Genomic DNA, 11542 nt, shown 5'->3' on the forward strand with positions numbered 1-11542 from the left:
ACAGCTTTTTTCCATTCCTCTAAAAATGGTATCATACACTACTATTTTTTAGCGATTGCAAAAGTTTTCGGTCTACTGACTGTTACAAAAATATGCTTAATGAGAGTGATTAAGTTTTTAAATCTTGAGAATGAAATATTTCAATTTTTTCAGATTATTTCCGTGTCCTTAGCTAGATACGATAAATTGAGTAGTTTGTTAAATATTTAGATGTACTCAACGACCGATAAAATCTAATTTAATTTTCGGCTGGAGACATTTTTAGTAAGAAAAAAAATTTGAGTAAGAAAAAAGAAGTTTTTCTAGGAGTCAAGAACGAATATGAAGTCTCAAAATTTTCGCAAGTCTAGCAAATTATTTGGCGCTCTTTGTGGGGGATTCCTAATTAGTCTGCCAGTAATTCCTCAAGCATTAGCAGAAGAATCTACTGTCAAGGTTAACCCAAGTCCCAGTATTTTTAGTGAACAACCCTACAACCGCTCTCAGGCTCCCGGATCACCAGAGCCAGGAGCTAGATCACCACGCCCAATTCCTGGCGATCGAATTCAACAGGCTTCACCACCTGCCGTTTCCAATGACCAACAACCACTGGTAGAACCACGGCAAACCCCTATTGCGACGATCGCACTCAATAATGGTACGGTTAATATCAAGTTGGTTAATCATACTGCGGCTAAGATAACTTTCCAAGTGATTGGCGACACGGCACCGCGATCGCTAGAAGGTAAGTCAGATGTAACACTGCAAGCTTTAAAAGCACCAATAACAGTAACATTTGAACGACAAGATGGCGGACAGTTGATAGTGACTCCACAAGCTTCTTCAGAGCCAGGAAGTTTGGAAGTTACATTTAAGGAAGCCACCAATGCAACACAGGGCAGAAGTGCGATGAGAATTGAACGAAACGGTTCAGTGTTCTTGAATTAGTAAAGCTAAGGCGTGAGTTAAATTATCCAAAACTTTAGGGGCAATTTATGAATTGCCCCTATTTTAAATGATGCAAAAGATTTTCGGGTCTTATCTTATACCAATTCAATTAATGATTGCATTAGAACGTTTCGACAATCGGTAAGAGAACAAATACAAGACAGCTAAGGCAATAGAATTCGCGGCTAGGGAACTCCAAGAAATAAATTATCCAATATTGTGGGGTGGGCATCTTGCCCGCCCAATCCATAGTGCGGGCAAGATGCCCACCCCACAAGAATTAATTGGATATTTTTTTATTTGGAAGTCCCCTACACAAACAAAGTTCACCTCCGTTGACTAAGGTAAAATCTAGGTTTTGCTTGGGTAGAGGCGATTTATAACGCCCTTTTAAAGTATTTCGCGCTTTACTTAAAGAACGGGAATTAATCTAGAGCAATTGTGACCGAATTTAATTTACAAATCCAAGAAAATAGCGATGGCTGCGCCAACGCCAAGGGCGAACGCTTATCTTCTCATCTAGAGGATGCTGCACCTAGCTTGCTTCCCCTTAAGAGTGCAATACACTGCATCAACACCAAAGGCGATCGCCTTGACCGTTATCTTTCCCAAGAATTACCAGACTTATCTCGTTCCCGCATCCAACAGTTAATCGAACAGGGTAATGTCCAACTTAACGATCAAGTTTGTACATCTAAGAAGATCAATGTCAAGATAGGCGATCGCATCACTCTTGATATACCAGAAGTTCAACCTTTAGAATTGCTTGCAGAAGATATCCCCTTAGATATCCTTTACGAAGACGACCAGTTACTTATCCTCAACAAACCCGCAGGTTTAGTTGTCCATCCTGCGCCCGGTCATCCAGATGGTACTTTGGTAAATGCCTTGTTAGCTCACTGTCCCAATTTACCAGGAATTGGCGGAGTCCAACGTCCAGGAATTGTCCATCGATTAGATAAGGATACAACGGGAGCGATCGCGATCGCAAAAACAGATATTGCCCATCGTCATCTACAAGCACAACTCAAAGCTAAAACCGCACGGCGAGAATACTTGGGCATAGTTTACGGTGCGCCAAAAACTGAAAGTGGCACTATAGACTTACCCATTGGTCGTCATCCCCAAGACCGAAAGAAAATGGCTGTTATGACTGTTGAACAAGGCGCACGACTCGCCGTCACTCACTGGCAAGTACTAGAACGCCTTGGTAACTTCACCTTAATTCACTTTCAATTAGAAACTGGACGTACCCATCAAATTCGTGTCCACAGCGCCAAAATGGGTCATCCCATTGTCGGCGACCCAGTTTATAGTTCTGGTCATTCAGTGGGTGTAAATTTGCCCGGTCAAGCACTACACGCTTGGCGACTAAAATTGCAGCATCCTATATCTGAGGAGTTGATTGAGGTGACAGCTACTCCTCCCGCCCACTTTACAAAACTTTTAGAGATGCTAAAAAGACGAACGACACTTTAACCTAATCCACCCCTGAAACTACCCAATTTAAAAAAACCATTCCCAATGCCCAATGCCCAATTAACAATTAACAACTAGCGTGCATTAGACATGGGATAGAGTCTGTTTCACTTAGTTATATCTAAATAAAACTCCTACATAACCCAAGACTTATGCACGCTATAAAAGGATAGAATGGATGTACTAGCCAGCCACCGACCAAAAATCGTTATTTAATTCCTGCCAGTTGCCGATAAGGTACAGACTTTTCGATATCGATGTTGAATGACGAGATCCGTTGGGGAGCATTGCCAGTTGCATTGATACTTTGTGCCAAAGCCAAGAATAAAGCTGGATCGCCAGCCTTGGGCTTTTGCTCTTGTGGGAGGAATCTGCGTACTTCGACCTGCCAAATGATTTGGGGGAAACCCAATTTGGCACGGTGATAATCTTCATATCGCGGAGATTTGATGTTGAATGGCAACTCACCCGCAGATTGGGATGGGAGTATCCGACGGCGCTGATAAGGCACTGTGGAGTATCCAAAATTGCTCAGGTACTCTTCAGTGTTGAGTACTTCATCAATAAACCCTACAATACCCTTGGTAGCGACTACAATTGACCAGGCGATTTTTTCCCGTTCGCTGTATGGATCGCGTCCTAGAACACGCTGAATTACTTGCTCAACAAAGCGATAATTATTGTTGAGGTCGTAGAAGCTTTTCTTAAAGGTATTGGAAAGCACCAACCCACGAATAAAGTCCCGTACTGTAATTTGTCCATTACGGAGTTGAGACTCTAAATATGTTTCGCGATCGGCAGCAAAGGCATAAAAGAAAATTTGACGATATGCCGCTTCGATCAGATCTCCTAAATCTGACGGAGAAAGTATATTGTCGGTATTAAAAATCCTGGGCTGTTCATCACCCGGTATTTCATAAGCAGCTACACGCTGATTTTGACTTGAAGGGTTATATTCTAACAGAGGAAGTGGCACTCTAAAGCCTCCATGTTCTTAATTAAAGTTAACAACTTTTAATCACATATTAAGGGAGTAGTTGTATCAGAACTTCAGAATTCTGATAAAATTTCACGAAACTTAACTAAGGGGAATTTAAGTATTCGTAGCATAAATGATTAGCTGGCTGGATTTAACCCATAGCTAATTAATAAATATGGAGTTGGGCTTCTAGCTTAATCACTACGTAAATGACTAAAAAACTTTATTCACATATTTTAGATTAGGAGATTCAGTTTCACCTTTTTGAACTGAAGCAATAATTTTTAACATTTAGCAAAACAAATTAATTAATGGGGCATTGGGCATTGGGCATTGGGCATTGGGCATTGGGAAAGAGAAGGCAGGAGGAACAACGCAGAAGTTCTTTAATTTTTAATTTTTAATTGATTGCCCCCTGCCCCCTTCAGCAACCTATCCAAAATTCCAGGGGATCTATGGTTGATTTACAGTGAGGCCAGCTACGCAAAGTTGCTTCCATTCCTGCTTCCCAGTAGGGTGGTTCCAATCCCAGTCCTAAGCATAGATGAGCTAGGATGCTAGCAAACTGCTCATTGTGACCAAACTCTCCTAGATGGGCATGGGCGTATTCATGGACGACTACACCAAACCAGTCTCTAGGTGCAACTCGACCAACATCTACCAGAATAGTGATTGGGTTTGTGAGAATGTTGCACAGCCCATCTATGCCGAAGGATTGAGCTATGGGGACTGCAAAAATTTGGATGTGGCGACGCTCTTGGGGATGAAAGCACTGATGACAAACTTCCAGATAGGCGTTGATCTGAGCGTTAACAGTGTTGATATTATCGCCGATCCAAGTGCAAATGGGGATGCGATCGCGCAAGTTATCAAACACATCCACCATACCCGGTTCTAGGGCAAGTCCCTGCACGAGACGCAGATAATCTTGCCCACGAGTAAAAGCATCACTGTGCTTGAGATAATTCACCAGCCCAAAACTGAATAAAACTGTCTTTTTTCCAAAACATCTGTCCCAAGTTTTTCTGTTACTTCTTCTGGGCTGGAAACCTCAACAGAAGCATCAATACGGCTTTCACTACAAAACGATGCAGTGCTAAAGCCGCCAAACCGTTTGACTGTACTGGTTCGTAGTCGCATATTTGGGCTGGCGAACCAGAATCGCTCAATGGAACTCATTGTTTCGTATTCGGTTGTCAACACCAGTCCATCTTCATCATCCATGTGAAAAAGACCGACTACAGGCACGATTTCGGCATAGCCTCTTTCGCGGAGTAATTTACCTTGCCTTGGGTTATCGCCATCAGGCACGATCGCAAATATGGTTTTCCCCTGATGATTCTCCTCACCCTCTCGATCCCAAGCCATTGTCCCAAGCCAACGTACACGCGAGCCACCGACTGAAAGGCTGGGGTCAATTTCATGATACTGGCACAGTTCAATGATTTCGGGATGATCGGCATCGAGAGTTTCTACCTGTATATCCGATTCTCCTATCTCTGAGCGCTTGAACGCTAGATGATGAGTTGCACGTTGCGATCGCCACTTACCAGCACTTAGCTGAAAAAATTCCATTGCGTCTATCAATCTTCTGACTCCTACTTATTGCTCCTGCGGATGATGTTTTACGAGTTCTTTCTTTTTAGAGTAATTGGTATATAAACATTCTAAACATTACAGCGATTAGTGGTCAGCTTCAATAAACACCCTAAAAGGGATAGGTAGAGGTATTGTCATGCAATTGTAAATTTTTATGAGTGTGATTAATCATAGCTTGACAATGTAGACATTTTAATGGCTGAGTGCTAAACTAGAAAAAAGCGATCGTTTTCCACTAACAACAAATACCCTTCGATTCAGTCAATCACAGGAGTGAATGATGGACTTTCCAGTCGAATTAACTTTAGAACAACAGTTTCGCTTACAAAATTTGAAAGACCAGGTAAAAAGTTTGAGTCAACAAGAGGCTCAAGAGTTTTTATTAGAAGTTTTACGGCAGATGATGGTGAAAGATAATTTGGTCAAACATCTCCTAAAACAAGCTTGATCGAGTAAAAAACAAAATTTTTTCCTTAAGACTTACGCAATGGCAGAGTTCCATCAAAATGCGTAAGTCTTAATTTTTGGGCATTGGGCGTTATGAGTGCTGAGTGCTGAGTTAGGAGTTTTGTTTATCTCCTTGCTCCCTCATCTCCCCAATCCCCAGTCCCCAAATTAAATATTACAGATTATTACTTTGTCTCTCATAGTAAAGACTAGGGTACTGTTGATCCCCTATGTTTTTGTTTGGCTACTCACAGTTAACCTGATCGAGAACACGCCAAAAATAATATCCGCCATTTGTGAATATTAAGGAGAACTCATGGTTCTTGATGCTTTTTCCAGAGCTGTAATTGCGGCTGATGCCAAAACCGCTCCTATCGGTGGTGCTGACTTGGCAGCCTTGAAGTCTTTCATCGCTGAAGGCAACAAGCGCCTTGATGCAGTGAATGCGATCGCCAGCAACGCTAGCTGTGCGGTTTCTGATGCTATTGCTGGGATTGCTTGTGAAAATACAGGTTTGCTACAAGCTGGTGGTAACTTGTACCCCACTCGCCGGATGGCTGCTTGCTTGCGTGATGCTGAAATCGTTCTGCGCTATGTAACTTATGCGCTGTTGGCTGGTGATTCTTCCGTATTGGACGATCGCGCTTTGAACGGTTTGAAAGAAACCTATACAGCTTTGGGGGTACCAACTGGTTCTTCTGTACGGGCTTTCCAAATCCTGAAAGCTATCAGTGTCGCTCACATCACCAACACCAATACTGAAGGTAACGCTGGTAAAAAATTCCGTAAACAAGAAGTTGTTCAAGGCGACTGCTCTGCTCTAGCTGCTGAAGCTGCTAGCTACTTCGATCGCGTTATTTCTGCTTTGAGCTAATCGCTCATGGCTAAAGGCTGTTAGCCAAGCAAACTGAAATTAAAACTCGATCACATCTAATCTGGAGTATAAAAAGCAATGAAATCAGTTATCACTACAGTTATTGGATCTGCTGATGCAGCAGGTCGTTTTCCCAGCAGTTCCGATCTAGAATCCGTTCAAGGTAGCATTCAGCGTGCTAGTGCTCGTCTAGAAGCTGCTGAAAAGTTGGCTTCTGGTATCGATAACGTAGCCAAGGAAGCTTATGATGCTGCCTTCAAGAAATATCCTTACCTAACCCAAGAAGGTGAAGCTGGCGCTACCCAAGTCAAGAAAGACAAGTGCCTCCGCGACATCAAGCACTACTTACGCTTGATCAACTACAGCTTAGTTGTGGGCGGTACTGGCCCTCTGGATGAGTGGGGTATTGCAGGTGCGCGTGAAGTTTATCGCTCTTTGGGTCTGCCTACCGCTCCCTACGTTACCGCGTTGACTTATACTCGCGATCGCGCTTGCTCTCCCCGTGACTTGTCTCCTCAAGCGTTGGTTGAGTTCCGCTCTCTTCTTGACTACGTAATCAACTCCCTTTCATAGTAATAGGGATTGATTAGACGTAGACGAGCGATCGTCATACTCTAAAACTCAGGGACTCTCAGTCTATTGCTTTGCCTGTATCAGGTTGAGTTATTGACCAAGAGTCCCTCTGTTGTTACTAATTCGTAATTCGTAATTCGTAATTCGTAATGACGCTCCTACGTCGCTACCGCTACGCTGATGTAATTCGTAATTCGTGATTTAACTTGGGGGATTTAAACAGGAAAATTTTCTTTTATGACAATAGATTCTCTATTTGAACAGTTGAAACATCCCAACCCCAATCTGCGGGAACGAGCTATGTGGGAACTGGCTGATATCCGTGATGAAAATACCATTCCTCGGCTGATGGGTATTTTAGATGAAGAAGATGTCACCTATCGCCGAGCTGCGGTAAAAGCATTGGGTGCGATTGGTACAGATGCTGTACCGCTACTGGTAGAGTCATTAGTAAATAGTGATAATGCGACCATTCGGGGTAGTTGTGCTAAGGCTTTAGCACAGGTTGCTGCTAATCATCCCGATGTTCCCTTCCCAACTGAGGGTTTACAGGGATTGCAGACAGCGCTCAATGACCAAAATCCCGTTGTTTATATTGCATCCGTGATGGCTCTGGGTGAGATTGGTTCTCCTGCCTTTGAAATTTTGACTGAAGCTCTGAAAACAATTGATAATGTGGCGGTGGCTGTGGCGATCGTCAATGCACTCGGTTCGATGGGTGATATCCGAGGGGTGGAAGTACTGACGGCATTGACAAATGATGAATCTCTCGATCCGTATGTTCGAGAGTCAGCAGTGAGCGCTTTGCCTCGATTAGATCAAGTGATTAAATATAAGAGAGAGTAGCGATCGCTCTTACAACTACTTTTATCAATCCCAATAGGGCGCATACATTAGATGAACAGATTGGGTTTCACCTTGAAGTACCCTCCAAGTGCCTTAGCTTGTGCCTTACTAATCGACCGCTTACCGTTTACAACTTCAGACACCACGCCGCTCGACCCGATGATGCCTACTAAGTCCGCTTGACGGGTGTCGCTGACTTCCATAATGTGTTGGAGAATTTCATGCGGTGTGATTCATCCATTGGATAGTTCTGCGCCTCATACGCTTCAATCAGCGTTACTATCAGCTTATGCAGAGCTTGCTCTTCTAGAGTCCGGTTCTTGCAAAATGTTAGGCGCTCCGCTACAGCTAGGGCGCGATCGTACTCCTCTTCCGTCTCAATCACCTTGGGAGCGTAAATGTCCATTGCCTTATTCCCAAGCTTCTTCCTCTAACTGTCTCTCAATTTGAGAAATTGCCAACTTAATTACTGCTTGAACCCCCCCTTCTTCTTCCTCAGTCAATGCGGCTTGCAGGGGTTCTAAAGCAGCACCGTCGCCAATTTTCATCAGTGCCAAAGCTGCTGCTTTTCGAGTTTCCCAATCGGGATGATGCAGTAATTCAACAAGGCTAGGAATTGCCGATCGATATGTCAGGCTACCCAAAGCAGATGCTGCTTCACACCGGACAATTTCAGATGGATCGTTGAGGGCATTAATTAAAATATTAAATGCTCCTTCTTGAGTGCCTTCTTCAGCAATTTTAGCGATCGCACCCACTACCGCAGCCCGAACTTCGGCTGAGTCGGAGTTAATCTCTCGATATAAATGCTCCTTCGCCTCTGCACCAATAAATCCTAACGCCCAGACTGCATGACCTCTGGCACTTTCTGGATACTCGGTTGACGCTAAGATTTTCAGCAATGCTGGTACAGCAGCCTCACCTATTTTGGCCAGCCCCCCCACCGACGAGGTTTTTACTACTGTATCTTCATCATTTAAGAGGGCGTTGACCAAAGTGGGAACTGCGATCGGGTCAGCAATGAGTGTTAGGGTTTTGGCGCTGGCTCTCCGCACAACTGGGTTGGGGTGATTTGCTACAGCTTCCATCAATAAAGGGGTTGCTGGTTTGCCGATTTTACCCAAAGCCTCTGCAAAACTCAACCTCACCATGCCCCGTGAGTCCGCCATACTCTCAACCATCTGCTTTAGTAGCTCTTGGTCATCCGAGTTGAAGGTGTTTAAGGCTAATTGCTCACTCACCGCTTTAAATAAAGCATCAGTTTCTGTATGAGAGAGATTTAAAGAATCCGCCCCGGATTGAGTTTCGGAGTTGAGCATATAACTTCTAGCTAAATTATCAAGATGAATGACTAGTAGTCTGTCAATAAATAATTGATAGATAAATTCCCTGTAGAGACGGCGATTTATCGCGTCTCTCTAATCGTCAAAATGAATTTGACAGACCACTAGTTGCTGCCACTCAAGGCAGCTTGTTGAGCGCGGAGTTCCTGGAGCGCAGAATCTATCTTGGCAAGTTCTGGCTCCAATTTTGCCATGACGCTTACTTTCATCAACTTAGCCCGTTTTGCTGTTTCTGTAGTTTCTTGAACTAGGCGTTCCCGATATTGCTCAAGTTCTGCAATTACTTCTGCGACATCTTGAGCGGTTACGTTATTGGTTGTTGTGAATTCTGAGGTTTGATCCATAAACTTTGTTTCCTAAATATGTGTTTATATGAATGATGTGTGGTAGCTGTTCCCAAAAATGCTTGTATTTGGTTACTCGCTAAAGACCAACATTTAGCTGTTACATAAAACTGAACAATTTGCAAGAGGCAACTGAACTAATAGCTGACAAATGCATATATTATGATCTTCTCAGATCGCGTTACCACTGGTAAAGCTTTTTGACGTAAATCTTCAAAAGTTTAACCCAACTACATTCTGGAAAAAGATCGTGGAAACGACAAGAAACAACCCACTAGATATACGCCACATTAGTCCCACGGTAAGAGAGCTAATTAAGCAATACGCTGCTGTAAATAACTGTACACAGGCGGAAATGCTAGAGCGTATTGTTTTAGAGTGGAACACCCAACAAAGTGACAGCGAACGACCATCAGGAGATGAGGATGAATAGCTTTTTGCACAGTTTTTTTGAGGGCGATGATGCGGTTTTTTGGTTTGTTTGGCTCTCGTCTAGGCTTCATCTTTCCAGTCCCCAATCACTAGTAACCACTCCCTAGTACGATAGTAAAAGCGACCTCTAAGCAATTATCCAAGAGCCATTTATAGATCAATGGATAAACGTTTTTTTAAAATGTTTGGGTTAACAGAAGAAGAAGCGATCGCAATTATTGATACACCATTAGAACAACTCGAAGACGCATCTGATAAGTATATTGCTGTTTCCCATCTAATTAACTTCCCCACTGAGCAATCGATCGCGGCTTTGGTACGGGCGATTGAAAACAGTAACCCTGATGAGTTAGACCACCGGATTGTTCGACGCAAAGCTGTAGAAAGTCTGGGGCGATTGCAAGCCAAATCAGCTTTACCTGTAATTCGGCAGTGCCTTCAAGATGATGATATTTATACTGTTGAAAATACCGTGTGGGCGATCGGGGAAATTGGGGCTAAAGAGCCAGAAATTCTGGAAGAGGTGGCAAAACTGCTGGATAAACCAGGTCAAATCTATCGAGTAATTATTCACACTCTCGCTAACGCTGACTATCAGCCGTCTCTAGAACGTGTAAGAAAATTTACTTTATCTGAGGACGAACCTACCCGGAGTGCAGCGATCGCTACAGTTTGTCGGTTCACGGGCGACTACTCTCAAATTACTGAGGTAACGGCGCTACTACAAAGTTCTAATGTCAATGCACGGCGCAGTTCTATTCAAGATTTGATTGATTCTCGCTACTACAAAGCCATCCCAGAAATTGCCCGTTGTCCTGTATCTTTGGTGTTTCGGTTGCGAGGATTGCGGATGCTTTTGGATGCAGGTGTTACCAGTGGTGAAATTAGCTTTACAGAAGTTCAACCTTACTTAGAACAGGTACTCTACGATCGCCCCAACGACCTCGATCTAGTACATGAGTATGATGCTACCCCTGTCCTAGATTTTGTGATTAACGAACTCTATGAAACCGATTTTGGCCGGTGTTATTTAGCAACAAAAACCTTACTAGATATCTATGCACAAGAAGCACCAGCAGCACTCTTAGCCACTTATGGCGACAAAGCATTTAACGATTATGGCGCTCATTATCATGTCATGAAACTTTTCGGCTGGCTGAAATATGCACCCGCCTACGATTTATTAGTAGAAAACCTGCACAACCGCGAACCCCAGTTCCAGAAATCTCGTGCAGCCTGTGCGATCGCTCTTGGTGAATTGGGCGATTACCGAGCGATTCCTGAAATCAAAATTTGCCTGAATACGCCGATTTGGGATTTGAAATACGCTTGTTTATTAGCGTTAGACCGCTTAGGAGACTCCTCTGGTCGGGAAATTTGCACTGGCGATCGGGATTGGCTAATTAGGGCGAAAGCGACGAGTAATGAATAGACCCATAAATCACAAAATTTGAACCCCACCCCGCCAAAGCTACGCTTTGTCTCTCCTCCTCTTAGTAAGCTACGGTGTATACACAAGTCCTTCTGACCCCTCTAACTCCCCCTTGTCGTGTATACACAAGTCTGAAATAGCTGAAAAACCCAAGGTTTTACCCCACCCTAACCCTCCCCTTGCAAAGGGGAGGGAACTAGATTTCCTGTTTCCCCCCTTTGCAAGGGGGGATTAAGGGGGGTAATTCGACTTGTGTGTAGACGTGGT

The 11542-nt window shown here is 43.7% G+C and carries 14 protein-coding genes and 1 pseudogene; 9 read left to right on the forward strand and 6 right to left on the reverse strand.

Annotated features, from left to right (window positions below):
- The 3 genes from HWQ37_RS18545 to HWQ37_RS18555 all read left to right on the forward strand — a co-directional run.
- Window positions 1–210, forward strand: a 210-nt coding sequence (locus tag HWQ37_RS18545; protein ID WP_292749498.1) for a hypothetical protein, incomplete at its 5' end; no start/stop codon positions are given.
- Window positions 211–321: 111 nt separating this feature from the next.
- The gene (locus HWQ37_RS18550; protein ID WP_292749499.1) at window positions 322–927 is read left to right on the forward strand and encodes a hypothetical protein; all 606 of its coding nucleotides are present in this window, start codon (window positions 322–324) and stop codon (window positions 925–927) included.
- A gap of 561 nt (window positions 928–1488) precedes the next feature.
- On the forward strand, window positions 1489–2406 hold the full coding sequence (locus HWQ37_RS18555; protein ID WP_363318151.1) for an RluA family pseudouridine synthase: 918 nt from the start codon (window positions 1489–1491) through the stop codon (window positions 2404–2406).
- A 208-nt stretch (window positions 2407–2614) separates the two neighbouring features.
- Here the strand turns inward: HWQ37_RS18555 and HWQ37_RS18560 are convergent, their stop codons facing one another.
- The 3 genes from HWQ37_RS18560 to HWQ37_RS18570 all read right to left on the reverse strand — a co-directional run bounded on the left by HWQ37_RS18560 (window position 2615) and on the right by HWQ37_RS18570 (window position 4969).
- Window positions 2615–3382 (reverse strand): phycobilisome rod-core linker polypeptide, encoded by a 768-nt coding sequence (locus HWQ37_RS18560; protein ID WP_292749500.1) that lies wholly within the window; start codon window positions 3380–3382, stop codon window positions 2615–2617.
- 427 nt (window positions 3383–3809) lie between these two features.
- On the reverse strand, window positions 3810–4355 hold the full coding sequence (locus HWQ37_RS18565; RefSeq protein ID WP_292749501.1) for a hypothetical protein: 546 nt from the start codon (window positions 4353–4355) through the stop codon (window positions 3810–3812).
- On the reverse strand, window positions 4352–4969 hold the full coding sequence (locus HWQ37_RS18570) for a phycobiliprotein lyase (protein WP_292749514.1): 618 nt from the start codon (window positions 4967–4969) through the stop codon (window positions 4352–4354). Before HWQ37_RS18570 ends, HWQ37_RS18565 begins: the two co-directional genes overlap by 4 nt.
- Window positions 4970–5264: 295 nt before the next feature.
- On the opposite strand from HWQ37_RS18570, the gene HWQ37_RS18575 reads away from it, so the two are divergent.
- From HWQ37_RS18575 to HWQ37_RS18590, 4 genes are all read left to right on the forward strand, one after another.
- Complete coding sequence (locus HWQ37_RS18575) at window positions 5265–5432, forward strand: NblA/ycf18 family protein (protein WP_041565510.1); 168 nt, start codon at window positions 5265–5267, stop codon at window positions 5430–5432.
- A gap of 315 nt (window positions 5433–5747) precedes the next feature.
- Window positions 5748–6305 (forward strand): globin family protein, encoded by a 558-nt coding sequence (locus HWQ37_RS18580; RefSeq protein WP_292749502.1) that lies wholly within the window; start codon window positions 5748–5750, stop codon window positions 6303–6305.
- 78 nt (window positions 6306–6383) lie between these two features.
- A complete protein-coding gene (locus tag HWQ37_RS18585) occupies window positions 6384–6878 on the forward strand; it encodes a globin family protein (protein ID WP_292749503.1) in 495 nt (164 codons plus the stop codon).
- A gap of 237 nt (window positions 6879–7115) precedes the next feature.
- Window positions 7116–7724, forward strand: coding sequence for a HEAT repeat domain-containing protein (locus HWQ37_RS18590; RefSeq protein ID WP_292749504.1), 609 nt, complete (start codon window positions 7116–7118; stop codon window positions 7722–7724).
- A 47-nt stretch (window positions 7725–7771) separates the two neighbouring features.
- Here HWQ37_RS18590 and HWQ37_RS18595 read toward each other — a convergent pair.
- The 3 genes and pseudogenes from HWQ37_RS18595 to HWQ37_RS18605 all read right to left on the reverse strand — a co-directional run bounded on the left by HWQ37_RS18595 (window position 7772) and on the right by HWQ37_RS18605 (window position 9411).
- A pseudogene (locus tag HWQ37_RS18595) lies at window positions 7772–8130 on the reverse strand (helix-turn-helix domain-containing protein).
- Between the two features lie 4 nt (window positions 8131–8134).
- A complete protein-coding gene (locus HWQ37_RS18600; RefSeq protein WP_292749505.1) occupies window positions 8135–9043 on the reverse strand; it encodes a HEAT repeat domain-containing protein in 909 nt (302 codons plus the stop codon).
- 128 nt (window positions 9044–9171) lie between these two features.
- Window positions 9172–9411 (reverse strand): hypothetical protein, encoded by a 240-nt coding sequence (locus HWQ37_RS18605; RefSeq protein ID WP_292749507.1) that lies wholly within the window; start codon window positions 9409–9411, stop codon window positions 9172–9174.
- 250 nt (window positions 9412–9661) lie between these two features.
- Here HWQ37_RS18605 and HWQ37_RS18610 point away from each other — a divergent pair, with 250 nt between their 5' ends.
- Both HWQ37_RS18610 and HWQ37_RS18615 read left to right on the forward strand, forming a co-directional pair.
- On the forward strand, window positions 9662–9844 hold the full coding sequence (locus tag HWQ37_RS18610) for a hypothetical protein (protein ID WP_094350501.1): 183 nt from the start codon (window positions 9662–9664) through the stop codon (window positions 9842–9844).
- A 159-nt stretch (window positions 9845–10003) separates the two neighbouring features.
- Window positions 10004–11275, forward strand: coding sequence for a HEAT repeat domain-containing protein (locus HWQ37_RS18615; RefSeq protein WP_292749510.1), 1272 nt, complete (start codon window positions 10004–10006; stop codon window positions 11273–11275).
- Window positions 11276–11542: the final 267 nt, after the last annotated feature.

It is taken from the genome of Nostoc sp. NMS4 (assembly GCF_017115095.1).
Classification (GTDB): domain Bacteria; phylum Cyanobacteriota; class Cyanobacteriia; order Cyanobacteriales; family Nostocaceae; genus Nostoc.